This window comes from Haloarcula hispanica ATCC 33960 (assembly GCF_000223905.1).
Taxonomy (GTDB): Archaea; Halobacteriota; Halobacteria; order Halobacteriales; family Haloarculaceae; genus Haloarcula; species Haloarcula hispanica.
This window is the reverse complement of sequence record NC_015948.1, coordinates 1097508-1118484: the sequence shown is the minus strand read 5'-3', so window position 1 is coordinate 1118484 and position 20977 is coordinate 1097508. Positions and strand designations below refer to the sequence as shown.

The window sequence follows — 20977 nt, the reverse complement described above, 5'->3', positions numbered from 1 at the left end:
TAGCCCACCACCTTTTTCCCGCTCGGGTGGCCGTAGGCCACCACTCGCGGCAAAAACGTGGTCTTGCTGAACGAAGTGAAGCAAGGCTCGAAAGACGAGCGACGCGAGTCTTTCGGTGGCGAAAAAGGCCGCTCGCTTCGCTCGCGATTACTTCTCGCTTTCTGCCGGCACAACCGTCACACTCGCCACGCGGTCATCCTCTTCGAGTCCCATAATCGTCACACCCTTTGTGTTCCGACCGACCTGGGACACGTCGCCGGCGCGGATACGCATAATCTGGCCCTGTTCGGACATGATGACCAGATGGTCCTCGTCAGTGACGGCCTTGGCGGTCGACACCCGGCCGTTGCGGTCGTCGGTCTTGATGTCGATGAGGCCCTTGCCGTAGCGGGATTGGGTCCGATACTCGTCGAGTTTGGTGCGCTTGCCGAAGCCGTGTTCCGTGACAGTCAACAGCGAGCGGCGGTCGTCGCCGTCGGTGGCGACCATCGCCGCGACCCTGTCGTCGCCCTGCAGTTTGATGCCGTTGACGCCGCGTGCGGACCGACCCATCTCGCTGACTTCGCTCTCGCTGAAGCGGATGGTCATCCCCGCCTCCGTGGCGATGACGAGGTCGCCGGTGCCGTCGGTGACGTCCACGTCAATGAGTTCGTCGCCGTCTTCGAGCTTGGCGGCGATGATTCCGGTCGAAAGGATGTTCTCGAACTCCGAACAGCAGGTCCGCTTGACGTAGCCGTTCCGGGTCACCATCGTGATACACTCGTCCTCGCCGAACTCGTCGGTCGAGACGACGGCGGTCAGTTCCTCGCCGTCGTCGAGGTCGATGAGGTTGATGGCGGACTTGCCCCGTGCGGTTCGGGACATTTCCGGGATCTCGTAGGTCTTGAGCCGGTAGACCTGTCCCTGATTGGTGAAACAGAGCAGGTAGTCGTGGCTGTTGGCCCGGAACACCTTCGAGACGCGGTCGTTCTCCTTGGGGTCGGCCCCGATGATCCCCTTGCCGCCGCGGTTCTGGGGATCGAAGTTCTCGACCGGCATCCGCTTGATGTAGTCGTCCTCGGTGATGACGACGACGCAGTCTTCCTCGGGGATGAGGTCCTCGTGGGTGACCTGGCCCTCGTCCTCGATGATGCTCGTCCGGCGGTCGTCGCCGTACTCGTCTTTGACTTCCTGCAGTTCGTCTGCGATGACGCTGTCGAGCTTCTCGCGGCTGTTGAGGACAGATTCGAGGTAGTCGATAGTGTTCTGTACGTCCTCGTACTCCTCCTCGATTTCCGTCGCTTCCATCGAGGTGAGCGAGCCGAGTTGCATCCGCACGATGTGAGCGGCCTGCTCCTCGGAGAACTCGAAGGACTCCTGTAGCCCGGTGCGGGCTGCGTCGCGGTCCTCGCTGTTTTGGATGAGCTCGACCACGTCCTCAACGTTTTCCAGCGCCTTCAGCCGGCCTTCGAGGATGTGTGCGCGGTCCTCGGCTTCGGCGAGGTCGTACTCGGAGCGCCGGCGGACGACCTCGCGGCGGTGGTCGATGTAGTGCTGCAGGGTCTCTTTTAGCGAGAGGACTTTCGGTTGGCCGTCGACCAGCGCGAGGTTGATGACGCCGAAGGTGGATTCGAGATGGTGGTCGAGCAGGCGGTTCTCGACCACGTCGATGTTCGCCCCACGCTTGAGTTCGACGACGATGCGGACGCCGTTGCGGTCGGACTCGTCACGGAGGTCGGCGATGCCCTCGATTTTCCCCTCGTTCACGTCGTCGGCGATGCGCTCGACGACGCGGGCCTTGTTCTCCTGGTAGGGGAGTTCGCTGATGACGATGCGACCCTCCTCGGGGTCGACCTCATACTCGGCGCGAACCCGCAAGCGGCCGCGGCCGGTCGCGTACGCCGAGTAGATGGCGTCGCGGCCGACGATGTTGCCGCCGGTCGGGAAGTCCGGCCCCTTGATATGCTCCATCAGGTCCTCGACCGTGCAGTCGGGGTTTTCCAGCAGTTGGACCGTCGCGTTGACCAGTTCGCCGAGGTTGTGCGGCGGGATGTTTGTCGACATCCCGACGGCAATCCCCGAGGACCCGTTCAACAGGAGGTTCGGGACTTTCGACGGCAGCACGTCGGGTTCCTGCAGGCGGTCGTCGTAGTTACTGGAGAAATCGACGGTGTCCTTCTCGATATCTTCGAGCAGTTCCTCGGCGATGGGGTCCATCCGGGCCTCCGTGTACCGCATGGCGGCCGCGGGGTCGCCGTCCATCGAGCCGAAGTTCCCCTGGCCGTCTATCAGCGGATACCGCATGGAGAAGTCCTGTGCCATCCGGACGAGCGTGTCGTAAATGGCTGAGCCGCCGTGCGGGTGGTAGTCACCCATCGTGTCGCCGACAATTGAGGAGGACTTCCGGTGGGCGGTGTTCGAGGAGACACCCATCTCGTGCATCGCGTAGAGGATGCGCCGATGGACGGGTTTGAGACCGTCTCGAACGTCCGGGAGCGCCCGACCCGCGATGACCGACATCGCGTAGTCGATGTAGGACTGCTCCATCTCGTCCTCGATGCGGACGTGCTTGATCTGCTCTGCCGGGGCGTTCGCGTCGTTAGCGTCAGAGCTCATATGTCGACCCACTCCGCTTCAGGCGAGTTCTCCTTGATGAATTCCTTGCGAGGTTCGACGGCGTCGCCCATCAGAATGTTGAACATCTTGTCGGCGGCCGCGGCGTCCTCGATAGTTATCTGTTTGAGAATCCGGTTGTCGGGGTTCATCGTCGTCTCCCAGAGCTGTTCGGGGTTCATCTCACCGAGTCCCTTGAACCGCTGGACGTGGGTGGGGTTGCCGTCACACTTCTCTTCGATTATCTTGTCGCGTTCTGCATCCGTCATTGCATCGTACGTGTTTCCGCGGTAGCGAATGCGGTACAGCGGCGGCTGGGAGGCGTAGACGTAGCCGGCTTCCAGCAGCGGCTTCATGTGCCGGTAGAACAGCGTCAACAGGAGCGTCCGGATGTGTGCCCCGTCGACGTCCGCGTCCGTCATCAGAATGATCTTCTCGTAACGCAGGTCGTCGATATCGAACTCGTCGCCGATACCGGTCCCGAGCGCGGTGATGAGGTTCCGTATCTCGTTGTTCTCCAAGATCCGGTCTAGCCGGTGTTTCTCGACGTTCAGAATCTTCCCCTTGATGGGGAGGATGGCCTGGAAATCCGGGTTGCGGCCCTGTTTGGCGCTGCCGCCCGCGGAGTCACCCTCGGCGATGAACAGTTCGGCTTCCTCGGGGTCCCGGGTCTGGCAGTCGGCCAGCTTTCCGGGCAGTGCGGTCGAGTCGAGCGCCGACTTCCGGCGGGTGAGTTCCTCTGCCTTCTGTGCGGCCTTCCGTGCTTTCGCGGCTTCGACGGCCTTTCCGACGATGGCCTCGGCCGTGTCGGGGTTCTCCTCGAAGAAGGTAGCAAGCCCGTCGTGCATCGCCGATTCGACGATACCCCGGACCTCGCTGTTGCCGAGTTTCGTCTTGGTCTGGCCCTCGAACTGGGGGTCGGGATGTTTGACAGAAATGACGGCTGTCAGCCCTTCGCGGATGTCGTCGCCTTTGAGCGTATCGTCTAGGTCTTTCAGCAGATTATTGTCGGTCGCGTAGTCGTTGACGACCCGTGTGAGCGATGTTTTGAACCCTGTGAGGTGTGTCCCGCCCTCGCGCGTGTTGATATTGTTGGCGAAGGCGTGAATAGAGCCCTGCAGGTCGTCGGTCCCCTGCATGGCAATCTCGACCTGAACCGGCCCCTCAGCGATTTCCTCCTCGTCCTCGAAGTAGATGATGTCGCGGTGGAGCGGGTCCTTTGTCTCGTTCAGATACTCGACGAACTCGCGGATGCCACCGTCGTAGGCAAACGTCTCCGTTTCGCCGTCGCGCTCGTCGATGATAGAGATGGCGACACCGGAGTTGAGGAAGGCGAGTTCCCGCAGTCGGGACGACAGCGTCGAGAACTTGAACTCGCCGGTCTCGAAGATCTCGTCATCCGGCCAGAACCGGACCGTCGTGCCCGTCTCCTCGTCGGGTTCGAGGTCGCGGACCTTCTTGAGGTCGTACTCCGGTTTGCCGTGGTCGAAGCGCTGCTTCCAGAGCGCGCCGTCGCGCCTGACCTCGACTTCGAGCCACTTCGAGAGTGCGTTGACCACGCTCACCCCGACCCCGTGGAGGCCACCGGAGACCTGGTAGGACTTGTTGTCGAACTTCCCACCGGCGTGGAGAATCGTCATCACGACCTCCACGGCCGGGCGGCCGTGCTCTTCGTGGGTATCGACGGGGATGCCCCGTCCATCGTCGCTGACAGAGACGGAGCCGTCGTCGTGAATCGTTACGTCGATGTTGTCACAGTAGCCGGCGAGCGCCTCGTCGATCGCGTTGTCGACCACCTCGTAGACGAGATGATGGAGGCCGCGAGCGTCCGTCGACCCGATATACATCGCGGGTCGCTTCTGGACGGCTTCCAGCCCTTCGAGGGTCTGGATCGACTTTGCGCCGTACTCATCAGACTCTCCTGACATAGGAACTTACCCGTCCTAATAGAGGGGGACGTATAAAGCTCCCGCACGCGCGCGGGACTGCGATTTTGAAGGGAGGGTTTACTTTCACTCCGGTGGCGATTACCTTTTAACCCCGACGCGGGTACGTACCGCACGACAATGACCTCGTATCAGTCGCAACTCGGCGAGGGCGAGGGGATCGCCGAGGAGTTGGCCGAATCCCAGCGGGCCATCTCCATTGCCGAGTTCTTCGAGAAGAACAAGCACATGCTGGGCTTCGACTCGGAGGCCCGAGCGCTCGTCACGGCCGTCAAGGAGGCCGTCGACAACGCGCTCGACGCCTGCGAGGAGGCCGGTATTCTCCCCGATATCTACGTCGAGATTCAGGAGTCCGGCGACTACTACAAGCTGGTCGTCGAGGACAACGGCCCCGGTATCACGAAGGAACAGGCACCGAAAATCTTCGGGAAGCTCCTCTATGGCTCCCGTTTCCACGCCAGGGAGCAGAATCGCGGACAGCAGGGGATCGGGATCTCTGCGGCCGTGCTCTACTCACAGCTTACCTCCGGCAAGCCGGCGAAAATCACGTCCCGGCCGAAGGGCCAAGACGAGGCCCAGTACTTCGAACTCATCGTCGACACGGACACCAACGAACCCGAAATCAGCGTCGACGAGACGACGACCTGGGAGCGACCTCACGGCACGCGCATCGAACTGGAGATGGAGGCCAATATGCGGGCCCGCTCGACACTGCGCGACTACATTCAGGACACGGCCGTCGTCAACCCCCACGCCCGTATCGAGTTCGACGAGCCGGGGCTGGACGAATCGCTGAAGTTCGAACGCGCCGAGCGCGCCGAGCTCCCCGACGAGACCGAGGAGATACGGCCTCACCCACACGGCGTCGAACTGGGAACCCTGCTGAAGATGCTCGAAGCCACGGACTCCTACTCCGTGTCGGGGTTCATGCAGGAGGAGTTCACCCGCGTCGGCGGGAAGACCGCCGACAGCGTCATCGCGAACTTCAACGACCGCCACTACGGCCGCGGCATGGCCTGGCAGCCGCCGAAAGTCGGGGAGGACGCAGACATCGAGGCCGCCGTCGAGGACGCCGTGGCGAACAAGGGCGCTGAAACCACGGCGACGTTCGCCGCCGCCGTCTCCGACGCCATCCACGACCGCGACCGGGTCGCGTACCACGAGGTCGAAGCCATCGTCGACGACGCGGCCGAAGACGCCGAAGCCGACGGCGACACGACGTTCGGCTCCACTGTTCGGGAGAACGCCGTCGACGCCGCCTGGGGAGCCGTCACCGCGGACCTGACCGGCGACCTCTACGCGCTCGTCGACGACGTGACGACGAAACGCAAGGACGACGCCGCCATCGAGGGGCTGGCGAGCCGACTGGCCGACAAGTTCGACGACGACGGCCGCCACCGGCTGACCTGCGACGAACTCCGGGGCTACATCGACCGCGCGGCCGACATGACCGAGGAGCAAGACGACGCCACCTTCGGCGAAACGGCCCGTGAGAACGTGCTAGAGGCGCTCTGGACGGCCGCCGAGGGCGTCCCGGAGGAGCCGCCGAAGGTCTCCGACATCGCCGACGACCGCGATACGGCGAGTCAGTTGCTGTCGGCGATGCGCGAGACGGACATCATCGCGCCGCCGACGGACTGTCTCTCCCCCATCAGCGCGGAACTCGTCGAGGAAGGACTCCGGAAAGAGTTCGACGCGGACTTCTACGCCGCATCGACGCGGGACGCGTCGGTCCACGGCGGCGACCCGTTCATCGTCGAGGCCGGCATCGCCTACGGCGGTGAACTGGAAGCCGAAGGGACCGTCGACGTGATGCGATTCGCCAACCGCGTGCCGCTGGTGTACCAGCGCGGGGCCTGTGCGACGACTGACGTTGTGAAGTCCATCCGCTGGCGCAACTACAACCTCGACCAGCCCGGCGGCTCGGGCATCCCGAAGGGGCCGGCCGTCATCATGGTCCACGTCGCCTCGACGAACGTGCCCTTCACCAGCGAGTCCAAGGACGCCATCGCCAACGTCCCCGAGATGGAAGACGAAATCGAACTCGCCATCCGGGAGGCTGCTCGCGAACTCAAGAGCTACCTGAACAAGCGTCGCTCGATGCAACAGCGCCGCGAGAAGCAGGACAAGCTGGCGACTATCCTGCCCGAGATGGCCGAAAAGCTCACCGAAGTCACGGACAACGACGAGCTACACATTGATGACTCGCTGGCCCGCATCATGAACAACGTCCTCGTCGAGCGCGAGGTCGAGGACGACACGGTCCGGGTCCGTATCGAGAACAACGACGACACGAACGCGGACGTGGAACTGACCGACATCGTCACCGCCGAACCGCAGGTCACCAACGGCGCGACGGTCGTCGAGATGGACGGCGAGTGGTTCGTCAAGTGGTCCCCGACCGTCGGGGCCGGTGAAACCGCCGTCCTCGAATACAGCGTGACCGACGAGGCCGAGTTCACCGTCTCGGTCGACGGCATCGAAGAGGAGAAACTCACGGTGAACGCCTGATATGAGCACCGACTCAGACACCACACCCGACACCGAGGAAGCGCGCGAGCAACTCATCGACCTCGCGGCGGACTTCTACGACCAGTTCGCCGACGGCGAGGTGCCGACGATGACCATCCCGACCCGGACCAAGTCCAACATCGTCTTCGACGAGGACGAGCAGGTCTGGGTGTACGGCGACCGGAACTCCACGCGGTCGGCCAAGACGATATCCGGGGCCGAGAAGATCCTGAAGGCCGTCTACACTATCGATTTCCTCTCCCAGCAACTAGAGGAGGACCGCTCATCGACCCTGCGTGAACTGTACTACCTCTCGGAGTCCTGGGACCTCGACGAGGCCCAGTTCAACACGCAAGACGAGTCGAACAACCTCATCGAAGATCTGGAAATCGTCTCCGATGTCAAGCGCGAGGACTTCCATATGCGTCCGGAGGAGTCTGGTGCGAAGGTGATGGGACCGCTGCTCCTCCGCGAGCAGACCAACCGCGGCGACCGCGAGATCCACTGTCAGGACGACGTGGGACAGGGCGGCTACCAGATCCCGAACAACCCCGACACCATCGAGTTCCTCGACAACGACGCGAAGTTCGTCCTCTGCGTGGAGACCGGCGGCATGCGCGACCGACTCGTCGAGAACGGCTTCGACGACGAGTACGACGCGCTGGTGGTCCACCTCGGCGGTCAGCCCGCGCGGGCGACTCGGCGGCTCATCAAGCGCCTCCACGACGAACTCGACCTCCCGGTCACGGTATTCACTGACGGTGACCCGTGGTCGTACCGCATCTTCGGGTCGGTCTCCTACGGCTCCATCAAGAGCGCGCACCTCTCGGAGTATCTGGCGACGCCTGAAGCGCAGTTCATCGGCATCCGCCCGGAGGACATCGTCGAGTACGAACTGCCGACGGACCCCCTGTCGGACTCCGACGTCAACGCCTTAGAGAGCGAACTTGAGGACCCGCGTTTCCAGACTGACTTCTGGGAGGAACAGATAGAACTCCAGCTCGACATCAACAAGAAGGCCGAACAGCAGGCGCTCGCTTCTCGGGGGCTTGACTTCGTGACTGAGACGTACCTGCCCGAGCGGCTGGACGAGATGGGGCTGCTTTAGACGGCATCAGCGGGGCGTTTTCTCGGCTATTCCAGCGCGTACACGGTATCGGCAGCGGCGACATAGGCCCCATTTTCGTCGACGGACAGATCGGTCAGATTGCTCCCGACATCGAACGCCCACCGTTTCGTTCCGGCCGTCGTATCGACCGCGAACTTGAATCGATTCCGCGGGTCGCCGTCCGTCCACGAGTCCACGTACAGGGTATCGGAAACGACTGCTGCCGGCACCACTCCTTCAACGTCCGCGTCGGGCTCCCACGTCCATCTCTGTTCGCCGTTGCTACCGTCGTAGCCACGTATCTTGTCACCACCTGCATAGAGGACGCCGTTCTGAACCGGGGCTTGTTGGACGTAGCCGGACTGCTCCGCTTGCCACTGTTGCTCGCCACTCGCGGGGTCGAGCGCAGCGACGTGTGTGCCACCGATATAGAGCGTTCCGTCGTGAAGTGTCGTCGATGCGACGGACCCCTCGTCGTGTCTCCAGACGGTCTCACCGGTGTCGGCAGCGACGCCGATTAGCGTGCCGCGGGTCTCGTCCACGTCGGCGGCATAACAGAGCGTGTCGTCGGTGGCGACCATCGTCCGAGAGTAGTAGTCGGCAACGTCAGTAGCCCACCGTTTCTCACCGGTCTCAGCGTCGTACGCGTAGAACCGGCCGTACGACGCCACGTATATCGCCCCGTTGCGCACCGCTCCCTCGTACTGGTCCCCGATTTCCCCGGACCATTGCACCGACCCGTCGGCAACAGCGAGCGCGTAGAGCGTCCGTCCCTGCTTCGACGGGGCATCGGTGTTGGTCCCGACGTACACCATCTCCTCGGTCGCGCCGAGCAACTCCAGCCACCACTCCCCGGGCGAGAACGTCCACTGCTTTGCACCGCTTTCGGCGTCGAGTGCCACGACGATGTGGTCCTCGTACAGCCCCTCTTTCCCGCTTACGACGAATACGGTGTTCCCGACGCGTCTCGGCTGCGCGCGGATGGGGTCGCTCGCATCGTACATCCACTGTTGGCTCCCGTCAGCAGTTGCAAATGATTTGACCGTTCCCGACTCAGTCCCGACGGACAGACCGCTCCCCGTACTAATTGGCGGGGCAGTGATCGGTGAACCGAGTGATTGCTGCCAGGCGACGAACGGTTCCGTTTCCCTGCTCTGCTTGTGGGCGGCCGTCCCAGCCTCTAATTCTGGTGTCGTCTCAGTTCCAATCGGTGAAGTCTCTATGTACCCGTTCGAACCGAGACAGCCAGCGGACGCCAGTCCGAGGGTCGCCACACAGCCACGAAGGTATCGCCGACGGGAGGAGGGCATTGGGATTCCATCTCCTGTCACTCGATAAATGTTTTCTGTCGAGTGGAAAACGGGAACAGTCGTGGTGAGGCCGGTGCGCAATTAGTGTACTACCCGGAACGACTGACCGGCAAAACGAATCCGCGTTTGCTCGGTCGAGAATCCATCAGTCGTGATCGACTGACCGGTCTTGTGGCGGTAGTTTCAGCAGAGAGCGGACATGTCGCCGGAACCAGTTCCGTATGTTCGCACCGACCGGGGTGAACACCAGCGTCGCGGCGAGACAGATAGACACGAGTTGGACAGCAATCGTAACCCACGGTGTAAAGGTCGGAACGAAGACCGTAACGACCCCGACAGCCAAGACCAGATAGATACTCAGTTCCGCGACAAAATAGCCGAAACTGGCCCTGAGTGAGGGCTGAAAGCCGGCGGTCCAGAACGACACGACGACTATCGTTCCGAACAGCAGGCCGGCTCCCATCGTCGACAGCGGCAGTTCGGCCTGAATCGCATCGGCCACGGCAGAACCGAGGGACCACAGCGACGGCCCGACGAGGAGCCAGACGAGCAGTAGGTGACCAAACGAGGGCGTTCGTTCGGCTGGGGAACGTGTTTCCCCTGTTCGGTCACTGGCGCGTTCCATGTCGGTGGTGTTCTGCTGAATCCTTCAATGTTGTTTTGACTGACAGATAGACCGTCCGCTGTCTCGGGTCGCCGAAGACGGGTTCGCCAGTCAGTTCTCGTCCAGCACGACCGGAACGCCGCGTTTTGCGACATCCTCGGCGAACGCACCCGAGTCGGCTTCGAGCGACTCGAACGTGTTGTAGTGCATCGGGAGCACGAGGTCCGGGTCCATCGCCTCGGCCAGATCGGCGGCCTCGTGGCGGTTCATGGTGTAGTTCTTGGCGATAGAGGGGACGAACAGCGACACGTCGAGTTCGGCGTGGCCGTCCAGCACGTCGGTGTCGCCCGGCCAGAACACGCGGGTGTCGTCCAGCGAGACGAGGAAGCCACAGCCGATGCCTCTCGGGTGGATGGGGCTGCCGTCGTCTTTCACGTTCCGGCCGTCCTCGTGGTTGTAGGCCGGCATGGTCCAGATCGGGACGTCGTCGACCAGCACGTCGGCCTCCATCGACACTTTGCGGACCTCGTAGTCGAGGTCGGCGAGGCGGTCGAGGTCGCGGTCGGTCGCGTGGACGTTGATACCTTCGAACGCGACGACGGTGGCGTCCTCGCTTGCGACGCGGCGGATGCCGTCGGGGTCGTAGTGGTGGATGTGGGTCACACAGACGATGTCGCCGTCTTTCGGGGCGTAGTCCCGCGTCGGCGGATGGCCGATACCGGGCGTATCTGGCTCCCACTCGCCGGTGAGCACGCCGTAGCGGCCGGGGTCAAAGTAGACGACTGTGTCATCGCCTTCCAGTCGGAGCGTCGCGTAGCCGAGCCACTCCGCGGTGATGCCGTCGTGTCTGACTGTCATGTACGGTCGTTCTCGGAGACGCCCATTACGCGTGTCGGTCCGCCTCGAATTACACCGGCGGCGTTACTGTGACGCCGCCAGCCGCTCGACGCGCTCCAGCGAGTCAGCGCCGGCGGGCGTCTTGTCCTCGCGGACCGAGAGGAACCGGGGGAACCGAAGCGCGTAGCCCGAGGCGTAGGACTGTGAGGCCTGGATCTCCTCGTAGCCGACCTCGAAGACGATAGCTGGGTCGAGCGCCACGTCGCGGCCGTCCTCTCGCCGGATGTGCGGTTCGAAGCGCTCCGTCAGGTCGTCCAGTTCCTCGTCGGTAATGCCCGTCGCGACGTTGCCGACGGTGGCGTAACCGTCGTCGGTCCGAACAGACAGTTCGAACGAGCCCAGGACGTTCGCCCGGCGGCCCTCGCCCCACTCCGCGCCGGTGACGACGCAGTCCAGCGTCTCCACGTCGGGCTTGCGCTTGCGCCAGTGCTTGCCCCGCTTTCCGGGCGAGTAGGCTGCAGTCGGGTCTTTCAGCATGATTCCCTCCTGCCCAGCGGCGAGGGCCTCAGCCTCCAGATTTTCAATTTCCTCGGCGTCGTCGGACAGCCACATCCGCGAGACAACGTCACTCCCGGCAGGCAAGAGTGATTCGAGGCGGTCATGGCGCGTCTTCAGCGAGGCATCGAGCAGGTCCTCGCCGTCGGCGTGCAGGCAGTCGAAGGCGTGCAGGCGGACGGCCACGTCCTCGCGGGCCGCGGCAACGTCGTGTTTCCGGCGGAAGCGCCGCAGCACCTCCTGAAACGGGAGCGGGTCGCCGTCGGCGTCGACTGCGACCACCTCGCCGTCGAGAATTGCCGGTGCGTCGAGTGTCGACTCGACAGTGTCGACGACCTCGGGAAGCGGGTCCGTGACTTCCTCCATGTTCCGGGAGAACAGCCGCGCGTCCTCGCCGTCGAAGTGGACCTGCACGCGAGCCCCATCGTACTTCCACTCGACCGCGGCGCGGTCCCAGTCTTCGAGCGCGCCAGCGACCGTGCCCGCCTGTGCCAGCATCGCCTGAACGGGGCGGCCGATTTCGAGGGTGACGGTCGCCAGTCCGGACTCCCCCTCGTCGCGGGCCACTTCGGCAACCATACCGTAGTCGTTCGACACCTGCACGGCCCGTTCGACGGCCTCGACTGGCACGTCGAAAGCGGCCGCCACAGCGTCCCGGACCGTCCCCTCGCCGACGCCGATACGCATCTCTGAGAGGACGAGGCGGGCGAGGTAGCCGGCTTCCGTCGACGAACACCGCGAGAACAGGCCAAAGAGGATATCGACTTTCGTCCCTTGGCTCCCACTGCCGTCGACAGCCGCCAGGTTCCGTAGCTCGTCGTCGAGTTCCGCGACGGTCAGCGCGTCGTCCCCTCCACCACCAGCACCGAACGCGGCGAGGCCCTGCTGACCACCGAGGTCGTAGCTGGCCGCGACGGCCCCGATTTCGCCCAGGTCCGCGAGGCGCTGCTCCACGTCGTCAGTACTGACGTTCTGGCCCGCCGCCCGGGCAATCGCCTCGTAGCAGAGCCGCGGCCCGATGTCGAGCGTGCGGGACTCGTAGGACGGAAACACACGGCCCTGGACGAAGCGAGCGAGCGTCGAGAGGTCCGGCCCAGCGTCGGTAAGTAGGGCAGTAACCGCCTCCGTAATCGCGGTATCGGCACTCTCAGCTTCGATTTTCTCGGCCCGGTCGGCGAAGGCGGCAAACTCCATCAGCGCCTCCTACCCGATTGTGAACCGTAAATCCAGCGTCACTCGACCGTGTACTCGACGGTGACGTTCTCGCCGGCCGTCGACGACGAGTATGGTCGGTCCGGCGTCCCCGAATTGTCACCGAAAGGGTAGTCGAGTTGCTGGTTCCCGTTGGTGTCCTGATGAGCCACCAGTACGAGCGACTGGCCAGTCGACGGCGGCCTGTCAAGCGTTATCTGTACGTCGCCGTGGGACCCTGAAGAAAGGTACTCGGAGGTCCCGAGCACTCTGCCGTCCTCCTCGAACTCCCGGACAACAATGAACCCTCCCTCCGAAAGAGACGCTGATTCGACCGTTATCTGGTCGCCGGACACGGCGGGGCTGGTGACCGTCATCGACGCGACCGGCGAGGACAGCAAGATGAACGCGACGTACGCGACACCCAGCAGAATTGCGGCGTGTTTCGCGCCGTCCTTGAGCGTGCCCTCGCCGAGTTGGCCGCCGATGAAGCCGGTGAGGACGGCCTGAATCAGCGCGGTGTGGAAGAACACGAGCGTGTACGCGGCCTTGTCGACGCGGCCGAAGCGGGCGAACTGGTCGACGTTGACGCCCAGTCGGTTCGACTCCCCGGCCGGCGTCGGCACGCTGGACGGCAAGCTCGGGACGAGCACCTCCTGCACGGCGACGATGATGACCAGAAACACCAGGAAGGCGACGTAGATGACGACGAGGTAGGTGAGCATCTGCTGGCGTCGCCGCCGTTTCAGTCGGAGGTCCGCCCGTGACTGGGTGGCCGCGATGCGGAACACCGGGCCGAGCTGGCCCGAGGCGTGCATCGCGTGGGTCAACAGCGTCACGATCCGCGTGACGGCCGTGGTCTGGACCCGGCGGCCGAACCGGACGAGCGCGTCGTCGACGTTCGCGCCCATCCTGATGTCGGCCCAGATGCGGTGCATCTCCTGGGTGAGCACGCCGATGTCACTGCCGCGGACCCGGCGGAGACTCTCCACGACGGTCATCCCGGCCTCGTTCAGGCTCGCCAGCCGTTCGAGCAGGTCCGGCGTCGCGTCCTCGATTCGGGATAGCCGCTGCGTGTAGATGAACCGCACCAGCGCGAACGGCCCCAGAATCAGCAGGACTGACTGGATGACGAGGTCGTCGAGGAGACGGATGTTGACCGTCGATGCCTGGAACGCAGGTGGGGCACGGACGAGCAACAGCACTACCGCGACGGGCACGGTGAGATAGAGGACGTACACCGGGTTCCAGACCAGCGACTGAATCGGGGAGCTGAGCAGTTCCCGAAGCGATTCCACGCGGTCGTGGAACCTGAGCCGGTCCCAGTTCGCCTCGTCGGCCGGGACGACGCCGCCATCAGGCAGGCCGAGAGGGCCAGACCCCAGACTGGGTTTCCCCAGCGTCGCCGTTTCGTACCGGTCCAGAATGTCTGTCGTCCCGCCGTTCCCGATACCAAGCGACTGGAGCTTGCTATCGAGATATACCATGAACCCGACGTTAGCCAGCGGGATGACGAGATATGCCATCATCTGTAACAGCCAGAGCGTGTCCGTCGTCGTCAGGCCGAACACGAGGAGAATCGTCATCAAGAAGAGCACGGCGGCGACGAACACGGTGACGTACGCCTCGGCGACCGTTGCCAGCCGTTCCAGCAGGTCCTCCTGACGCTCGGCGGCTTCCTCCTGATGGCGCTCGTACTGCTCGCGGAGGAACGGGGCCAGCGACTGGCCGCTCTGGAGGACGCTGGAGAGGTTCTCGGTGAACGTCTTGAACCGTTCGCTGGGCGTCCGCCGGGAGACGTGTTCGAGCGCCGTTATCATGTCCCGGCCGAACAGGTCCATCTCCCTGACAGCGACGCCGACCTCTCTGGCTGTGTCACCGTAGATTTCTTGATTCCGGGCCAGGACACGCATCACGTCCGGGAAGGACATCCCACCGCGGGACAGCGCGTACATGAAGGCAATGGTGCGGGCCATCCCCTCGTCGATGTTCCGGCTTCGCACGTCTGCCTGATTCTTGAGCCGTTCCCAGCGGTAGAGGTACGTGAGGCCGGCCGTCGCCGCGCCCGAAAGCACGCCGCCGCCGATGAGGATGTAGAGAGTCCCTGTCGGCGTCAGCACGAGTTCGAACGTTCGCAGGCCGAAGGCGTTCACCATCGTCGAGGGGAGCCCCTGTGCAAGGTTCACTAGCGCCGGTAACACAAGCAGAAAGCCGCCGATGGCGTACGCGCCGGTGATAGCGCCGGCGACAGCCCCCACACAGGCGTACACCAGCGTTCTGGCGGCGTAGCCGCGGTACGTCTCGTCGACGTATGCGGCTTCGAGCTGCCGTTCGCGTTTTGGCGACTGGCCTACGTACCGGCCGAAGAGCCGTCGGGACAGCCGCGTGACGTTGCGGTCGAAGCGCTCGTTGACGGTGCTGTAGCCGACCAGCCCGAGAATCCCGACGACGACGGCGAGCGGAGCCAGACCGAGCGGGTTCAGCGCCATGTCAGGCTATCGCATCGTCGATGTTCGCCATGACCTGTTCCTTGTCCGCGTAGTACTTGTTGACCATCGCCGTGAACTTCCGGTAGTCGGTGATGCCCTCGGACTGGAGGTAACGGAGGAACCGCTGTCGGTTGCGGAGCTCGGTCAACAGCTCCGACTGCGTCCAGCCGCGCTCGTCGCGGATTTCGTCCAGTAGCTCGCTGTTGTTCTCGGAGAAGCGGTCCTCTGTGGCCCGCCAGTTGTACGTCGTCGAGTAGTCCAGTTCGCCGGTCCGCTGGTCGATGCCTTCGATTTCGGCGAGCGTCTTCGCGCGGCGGACGCGCTCGTCGCCCGAGCGGGCCAGCACCTGCACACAGAGGATGTCGAGGCTCTGGACCATCGGCCGCGGGACGTTGATCGGCTCGTTCTCCAGCCGGTTGATGACGGTCTGGACCGAGTCCGCGTGCATCGTCGAGAACGTCGTGTGGCCAGTGTTCATCGCCTGGAACAGCGTGATGGCTTCTTCGCCGCGCACCTCGCCGACGATGATGTACTCGGGGCGGTGCCGGAGCGCGGACCGCAGCAGGTCGTACATCGTGATGTCCGAATCGTCCAGTCGCTCGCGGGTGACTGAGGAGAGCCAGTTGTCGTGATACAGGGATAGCTCGCGGGTGTCCTCAATTGAGAGTACCTTCGACCGGGGCGGGAGGAACATCGCCAGCGCGTTCATCGACGTGGTCTTGCCGGCCGCCGTTCCGCCGGCGAAGATGAGCGACTTGTTGGACTCGATGGCCAGCCAGAGGTACGCGAGCATCTCGACGGAGAACGTGCCATAGTCCAGCAGTTCAATCGGCGTGAACGGTTCGTCGGCGTATTTCCGGATGGTGAATGCCGAACCGCGGGGAGTCACCTCCTCGCCGAGCGCCAGTTCGATACGGGAGCCGTCCGGGAGCGTCGTCGAGACGACGGGGTCAGAGACGGAGACGTGCCGACCGGAGCGCTGGGCCAGCTGGATGACGAAGTCGTTCAGTTCGTCGGCGTCGTAGGTGATGTTCGTCTCGATGTCCGTGTAGCCGTCGTGGTAGACGAAGATGGGGAGGTTCGCCCCGTCACAGGAGATGTCCTCGATGTCCGGGTCGTGCATCAGGGGGTCGATGTGGCCGTAGCCCTGGAAGGAGCGATGTAGGTAATAAAACAGGCGGTAGAACGTCTCGGGTTCGATGACGACGCCGTACTCCTCAAGCCTGGCTTCGAGTTCTTCGGCGAGGACGCGCTCCGGGTCGGCGTCGACATCGTCGCGGTAGATAAGCGGGATGCGAATGTCCTCGAACAGACGGTCGAGCAGTTCTCGCTCGATGTCGGTCAGCGACGGCTCGACGACCTGATACAGGTGCTCGTCGCGGTCCGGGTCGTGGTTGATAGAGGCGAAGGCGAAGGGGGCGTTCAGCCAGTAGCGTTCGACCTCGTTGTAGCCGTTCAGGCCGTCGAACTCGACCAGCGTCCCGTGGCGGCTGGGGTCGTAGTTTGCCGTCGGAACCGCTGACCCGCTCAACACCGTCGCGGTCCGCGAGAGCCACGACTGGATGTGGCCGAGCGGGTCCGAAACGAAGGCACCGGGTTCGGGAGATTCTGGGTTCGACATCGGTGGTTCAGTGGGGAGCACACGGTGCTCCGCGGAATATACCTCTGCTATCGTATCCACCTACTTAAATTCGCTCGCCAAATTATCAGGAGTATAATCGCCAGCGGTCGAACGAACGAGACGGCACTGCCCGTCAGGCTCGGTCGACGGTCAACAGGAGATAGGCGAACACGAGCGCGACAAGCGCGCCGACGGGAACGGTGACGCCGGGAAACGACGTGATGAACAGCCCGCTGGCCGCGAGCGTGAGGACGCCGACGAGTCCAAGCAAGCCGCCAAACAGGCGAACCGGGTCCACGGGGAAGGTCGCTTCAACACGGTCCTCAGCGGCGTAGTAATAGAGGCTGAGGCCGAGCGGGAACAGGAAGCCGACCAGGGCCGCGACCCCGAGTGTCCCGGCGAGCGCAAGCGGCTCCGACTCCTGGAACGCGGCGACCTGCCACGCCCAGAGAAACGGCCGCTCTCCGGGGAGCGTCGCTCCGAAGATGAACTGGAACCGGAACGGAAGAAAGCGAAGCCCGACGACAGTTACCCCCTCAATCTCGAACAGCGACACCGACCACGGGGCCAGTCCCACGAGCCACGTCGCAAGCACCGCGAACTCGCCGGCGTACTCTGATTTCACCCAGGCCATGCTACTGTCAGAGGGTGGGCCGGTCCGGTAAAAGCTACCGATACCGACAGTCGGTGCGCCGTTACGTTCATTTGGCCGGGCCACGTACCTGTAAACACCGGAATGAGGCGTGATTACTTCACCGTCGACATCCAGGCTTCGGCCACCGACAACGACGACCCGACGATCGCGATTGTATACGATGGGCCGACAGGAGAGCTCCGCGAGCGCCTCAGTAAAGTAGACGGCGGCACACTCGATGGCGAAGAGATCGACGTGACCTTCCGCCGCCAGCCCGAAAGCGACGGGGTGCTTTCGCTGACGAACCGCCTCACCGGTGAGTACATTTTCGAGGCGACAGCACCGACGGCGGACATCGACGCGCTCGTTTCCGCGGCGGACGCTCAAGAAGACCCACAGTTTACAGTCCATCTCACCGACGGCGAAGACGAGTCACGGACCTACGAACTGCGGACGCTGCTCGTCTACGACCCCGACGGGAGCCTCCTGCGCGGGCAGAGCCTGATTCCCGGCGGCGTCGAGCTGTAGACCGCCTCCGCGCTGTTACACCCGCTCGACAAGCGTCGGAAGGACCTGCGTGACATCCGCACGAAGTACGTGCGCCGCACTCGCGTCACGCGGCGTTTCCTCGTAGTTTATCACGATCAGCGTGCTCCCCGCTTCCGCCGCGATTTTCGGAAGCAGTGACGCGGGCTGTACCGACAGGGACGACCCTACAGCCAGGAACACGTCGCTGTCCCGGGCGAGGCGCTGGCCTTCGTGCATCGCCACGTCGGGCATGGGTTCGCCGAACAGCACGACGTCCGGGCGGTAGACGCCGCCGCAGTCACAGCGCGGCGGTAAGTCGCTGCTTTCGGCGGCCTGTTCGAATACCGCCTCGGCCTCCCGACGGTGGCCGCAGTCGTCACAGACCACGCGCCGATGGGTTCCGTGCAGTTCGACGACCCGGTCCGTCCCGGCGGCGTCGTGCAGCCCGTCGATGTTCTGCGTGAGCACGGCGTCGAGGTGGCCGTCCGCTTCAAGCGCCGCCAGCGCCTCGTGGGCGGCGTTGGGCTCGGGGTCTATGTCGCCGTAGATGACCTCCCGCAGCGATATTCGGTCCGCCCAGAAGCCCGCCGGGTCGGCGTCGAGGCGACGGCGGTGGAAGTCCGCCGGGTCGTGGCGCTCCCAGATACCGTCGTCGCCGCGAAAGGAGGGGATGCCCGACGCTGTCGAGACGCCCGCGCCGGTGAGGGCGACGCCAGTTTCGGCGGTGCGAAGCGCCTCGGCCACAGCATCCAGCGTCTCGTCGTCGACGTCGTCGGTCCCGTGCCTGTCGTCGGCCATACGCTCGCTTCGCAGTGTGGCGCTGTGGGTCTATCGGATTGGATTCGATGTTGGGACGGCCGGAACGCTCCTTGGCATCCCGAGTCGCTTCAGAACCAGCCGTATCGCGCTACAGCGCGCTCCCGAACCACTATCCTCACCCACAGTAAACTGGGACGGATTCCGCGTGGTCGCCGGAAGAGAAACGGACGGATTTAAATCGCCACCGCTCGGCTTTCTGCATGACATGCGCTTGCACGAATACCAGGCGAAGCAAGTCTTCGCTGACGCGGGCATCCCGACGCCCGCCTCGCAGCTGGCCGAGACAGTGGACGAGGCCGTCGACGCGGCCGAGGAAATCGGATATCCGGTCGCCATCAAAGCACAGGTACACGTCGGCGGCCGCGGCAAGGCCGGCGGCATCAAGCTCGTCGAGTCCAAGGAGGAGGCTCGCGAAGCTGCCGAGGACATCATCGGGATGGACCTCAAGGGCTACCACGTCTCGAAGGTGCTCGTGGAGGAAGCCGTCGACTTCGTCAACGAGCTGTACGTCGGCGTGACGATGGACCGCGGCGAGGGCCGCCCCGTCGCAATGGTGTCCACTAAAGGTGGCGTCAACATCGAGGAGGTCGCCGAAGAGGACCCCGACGCCATCGCCCGGGAGCACATCGACCCCGCCTTCGGCATGCACCCGTTCCAGGCCCGGAAGGTCGTCTACGAGGCCGGTGTCGACCGCGAGGTCGCAAACGACGTGGCGAGCGTCCTCACGACGCTGTACCAGCTCTGGGACGACCGCGACGGCGCCGACACGGAGATCAACCCGCTGATGATCACGGCCGACGACGAGGTCATCGCGGCCGACGCTGTCATGAACATCGACGGCGACGCGCTGTTCCGCCAGCCCGAAATCGCGGAGATGGGCGAGGAAGCGGCGGAGGGCGACGAACTCGAACAGAAGGCCGACGAGTACGGCTTCGACTACGTCCGACTGGACGGCAATGTCGGCATCATCGGCAACGGCGCGGGCCTCGTGATGACGACGCTGGACCTCGTGGACTACTACGGCGGCGAACCCGCCAACTTCCTCGACGTGGGCGGCGGCGCGAAGGCCGACCGCATCGCCAACGCGCTCGACATGGTGTTCTCCGACGAGAACGTCGACTCGGTCGTGTTCAACATCTTCGGCGGCATCACCCGCGGCGACGAGGTCGCTAACGGCATCAACCAGGCGCTGGAGCAGTTCGACGAGATTCCGAAGCCAGTCACCGTCCGACTCGCGGGGACCAACGCCGAGGAGGGGATGGAGATTCTGAACGAGGACCTGGTCACGGTCGAGCACACGCTGGAGGACGCCGTCCAGCGTGCGGTCGAGTACGCAAAGGAGGTGGAAGCATGAGTGTTCTAGTCGACGAAGACACACGCGTCGTTGTACAGGGAATCACCGGCGGAGAAGGGAAGTTCCACACCGAACAGATGCTTGAGTACGGGACGAACGTCGTCGCCGGCGCAGTGCCCGGCCGCGGCGGCCAAGAAGTCGCCGGCGTCCCGGTGTTCGACACCGTGCAGGGCGCGGCCCGCGAGGAAGACGCCAACGCCGCCGTCGTGTTCGTGCCGCCGGCCTTCGCCGGTGACGCCTGCTTCGAGGCACTCGATGCAGACGGCATCGACCTCGTCGTCGCCATCACCGAGGGTATCCCGACCCAGGACATGGCCCGGGTCTACCGCAAACTGCAGGAGACCGACACGCATCTCGTCGGTCCGAACTGCCCCGGCGTCATCACGCCCGGCGTCGCCAAGCTCGGCATCCTCCCGGGGAACATCTTCTCAGAGGGGAACGTCGGTCTCGTCTCCCGCTCGGGGACGCTGACCTACCAGGTCGTCGACAACCTCACCAACCGCGGCATCGGCCAGTCGACGGCCATCGGTATCGGCGGCGACCCCATTATCGGGACGGACTTCATCGGCGCGCTCGAACAGTTCGAGGCCGACCCCGACACCCACGCCGTCGTGATGTGCGGCGAAATCGGCGGTGAAGACGAGGAGGAGGCCGCGCGCTTCATTGGCGAGCACATGGACACGCCGGTCGCCGGCTTCATCGCCGGTCGGACCGCACCGCCCGGAAAGCGCATGGGCCACGCCGGCGCTATCGTCTCCGGCTCCGGTACCGGGACCGCGCAGTCGAAGATTACCGCGCTTGAGGACAACGGCGTCCCTGTCGGTGACACACCAGAGGAAGTCGCCGACCACGTCGAAGACCTGCTGTAGGGCACCGTC

At 64.1% G+C, this 20977-nt stretch carries 15 protein-coding genes; 5 read left to right on the top strand and 10 right to left on the bottom strand.

Translation table 11 applies throughout. From position 1 onward, the window contains the following. Positions 1-147: 147 nt before the first annotated feature. The gene (gene gyrA, locus HAH_RS05735; RefSeq protein WP_014040065.1) at positions 148-2595 is read right to left on the bottom strand and encodes a DNA gyrase subunit A; all 2448 of its coding nucleotides are present in this window, start codon (positions 2593-2595) and stop codon (positions 148-150) included. Beyond that, positions 2592-4520, bottom strand: a complete 1929-nt coding sequence (gene gyrB / locus HAH_RS05730; protein ID WP_014040064.1) for a DNA topoisomerase (ATP-hydrolyzing) subunit B — start codon at positions 4518-4520, stop codon at positions 2592-2594. Before gyrB ends, gyrA begins: the two co-directional genes overlap by 4 nt. A 138-nt stretch (positions 4521-4658) precedes the next feature. Here gyrB and HAH_RS05725 point away from each other — a divergent pair, with 138 nt between their 5' ends. Together HAH_RS05725 and HAH_RS05720 are read left to right on the top strand one after the other, a co-directional pair. Continuing rightward, on the top strand, positions 4659-7049 hold the full coding sequence (locus tag HAH_RS05725; protein WP_014040063.1) for a DNA topoisomerase VI subunit B: 2391 nt from the start codon (positions 4659-4661) through the stop codon (positions 7047-7049). Position 7050: 1 nt separating this feature from the next. After that, the gene (locus tag HAH_RS05720) at positions 7051-8157 is read left to right on the top strand and encodes a DNA topoisomerase IV subunit A (RefSeq protein ID WP_008309777.1); all 1107 of its coding nucleotides are present in this window, start codon (positions 7051-7053) and stop codon (positions 8155-8157) included. A gap of 26 nt (positions 8158-8183) precedes the next feature. Here HAH_RS05720 and HAH_RS05715 read toward each other — a convergent pair whose 3' ends face one another. The 7 genes from HAH_RS05715 to HAH_RS05685 all read right to left on the bottom strand — a co-directional run bounded on the left by HAH_RS05715 (position 8184) and on the right by HAH_RS05685 (position 17398). Next, positions 8184-9467: an outer membrane protein assembly factor BamB family protein gene (locus HAH_RS05715; protein ID WP_023843207.1), complete on the bottom strand. Its 1284-nt coding sequence runs from the start codon at positions 9465-9467 to the stop codon at positions 8184-8186. Between the two features lie 145 nt (positions 9468-9612). Further along, positions 9613-10092 (bottom strand): hypothetical protein, encoded by a 480-nt coding sequence (locus tag HAH_RS05710; RefSeq protein WP_007187990.1) that lies wholly within the window; start codon positions 10090-10092, stop codon positions 9613-9615. A 90-nt stretch (positions 10093-10182) separates the two neighbouring features. Then, positions 10183-10929: an MBL fold metallo-hydrolase gene (locus tag HAH_RS05705; RefSeq protein ID WP_014040061.1), complete on the bottom strand. Its 747-nt coding sequence runs from the start codon at positions 10927-10929 to the stop codon at positions 10183-10185. A gap of 63 nt (positions 10930-10992) precedes the next feature. Continuing rightward, complete coding sequence (gene ligA / locus HAH_RS05700; protein WP_014040060.1) at positions 10993-12657, bottom strand: ATP-dependent DNA ligase LigA; 1665 nt, start codon at positions 12655-12657, stop codon at positions 10993-10995. 38 nt (positions 12658-12695) lie between these two features. Then, complete coding sequence (locus HAH_RS05695; RefSeq protein ID WP_014040059.1) at positions 12696-15143, bottom strand: type II secretion system F family protein; 2448 nt, start codon at positions 15141-15143, stop codon at positions 12696-12698. Between the two features lies 1 nt (position 15144). After that, complete coding sequence (locus HAH_RS05690; protein WP_014040058.1) at positions 15145-16764, bottom strand: type II/IV secretion system ATPase subunit; 1620 nt, start codon at positions 16762-16764, stop codon at positions 15145-15147. Between the two features lie 133 nt (positions 16765-16897). Then, positions 16898-17398 carry a TIGR04206 family protein gene (locus tag HAH_RS05685; protein ID WP_014040057.1) on the bottom strand — a complete coding sequence of 167 codons (501 nt, stop codon included), beginning with the start codon at positions 17396-17398 and terminating at the stop codon, positions 16898-16900. Positions 17399-17500: 102 nt separating this feature from the next. On the opposite strand from HAH_RS05685, the gene HAH_RS05680 reads away from it, so the two are divergent. Further along, positions 17501-17926, top strand: a complete 426-nt coding sequence (locus HAH_RS05680) for a DUF5793 family protein (protein WP_014040056.1) — start codon at positions 17501-17503, stop codon at positions 17924-17926. Between the two features lie 15 nt (positions 17927-17941). Here the strand turns inward: HAH_RS05680 and HAH_RS05675 are convergent, their stop codons facing one another. Beyond that, entirely contained in the window at positions 17942-18724 is a 783-nt protein-coding gene (locus tag HAH_RS05675) for an NAD-dependent protein deacylase (protein ID WP_014040055.1), read from the bottom strand. A gap of 226 nt (positions 18725-18950) precedes the next feature. Here HAH_RS05675 and sucC point away from each other — a divergent pair, with 226 nt between their 5' ends. Together sucC and sucD are read left to right on the top strand one after the other, a co-directional pair. Next, positions 18951-20099 (top strand): ADP-forming succinate--CoA ligase subunit beta, encoded by a 1149-nt coding sequence (gene sucC / locus HAH_RS05670; RefSeq protein ID WP_014040054.1) that lies wholly within the window; start codon positions 18951-18953, stop codon positions 20097-20099. Further along, positions 20096-20968, top strand: coding sequence for a succinate--CoA ligase subunit alpha (sucD, locus tag HAH_RS05665; protein ID WP_014040053.1), 873 nt, complete (start codon positions 20096-20098; stop codon positions 20966-20968). Before sucC ends, sucD begins: the two co-directional genes overlap by 4 nt. Positions 20969-20977 lie beyond the last annotated feature (9 nt).

Coding starts and splice junctions, on each gene's coding strand:
- gyrA (WP_014040065.1), bottom strand. CDS start 2,595: ATGAGCTCTGACGCTAACGACGCGAACGCCCCGGCAGAGCAGATCAAG.
- gyrB (WP_014040064.1), bottom strand. CDS start 4,520: ATGTCAGGAGAGTCTGATGAGTACGGCGCAAAGTCGATCCAGACCCTC.
- HAH_RS05725 (WP_014040063.1), top strand. CDS start 4,659: ATGACCTCGTATCAGTCGCAACTCGGCGAGGGCGAGGGGATCGCCGAG.
- HAH_RS05720 (WP_008309777.1), top strand. CDS start 7,051: ATGAGCACCGACTCAGACACCACACCCGACACCGAGGAAGCGCGCGAG.
- HAH_RS05715 (WP_023843207.1), bottom strand. CDS start 9,467: ATGCCCTCCTCCCGTCGGCGATACCTTCGTGGCTGTGTGGCGACCCTC.
- HAH_RS05710 (WP_007187990.1), bottom strand. CDS start 10,092: ATGGAACGCGCCAGTGACCGAACAGGGGAAACACGTTCCCCAGCCGAA.
- HAH_RS05705 (WP_014040061.1), bottom strand. CDS start 10,929: ATGACAGTCAGACACGACGGCATCACCGCGGAGTGGCTCGGCTACGCG.
- ligA (WP_014040060.1), bottom strand. CDS start 12,657: ATGGAGTTTGCCGCCTTCGCCGACCGGGCCGAGAAAATCGAAGCTGAG.
- HAH_RS05695 (WP_014040059.1), bottom strand. CDS start 15,143: ATGGCGCTGAACCCGCTCGGTCTGGCTCCGCTCGCCGTCGTCGTCGGG.
- HAH_RS05690 (WP_014040058.1), bottom strand. CDS start 16,764: ATGTCGAACCCAGAATCTCCCGAACCCGGTGCCTTCGTTTCGGACCCG.
- HAH_RS05685 (WP_014040057.1), bottom strand. CDS start 17,398: ATGGCCTGGGTGAAATCAGAGTACGCCGGCGAGTTCGCGGTGCTTGCG.
- HAH_RS05680 (WP_014040056.1), top strand. CDS start 17,501: ATGAGGCGTGATTACTTCACCGTCGACATCCAGGCTTCGGCCACCGAC.
- HAH_RS05675 (WP_014040055.1), bottom strand. CDS start 18,724: ATGGCCGACGACAGGCACGGGACCGACGACGTCGACGACGAGACGCTG.
- sucC (WP_014040054.1), top strand. CDS start 18,951: ATGCGCTTGCACGAATACCAGGCGAAGCAAGTCTTCGCTGACGCGGGC.
- sucD (WP_014040053.1), top strand. CDS start 20,096: ATGAGTGTTCTAGTCGACGAAGACACACGCGTCGTTGTACAGGGAATC.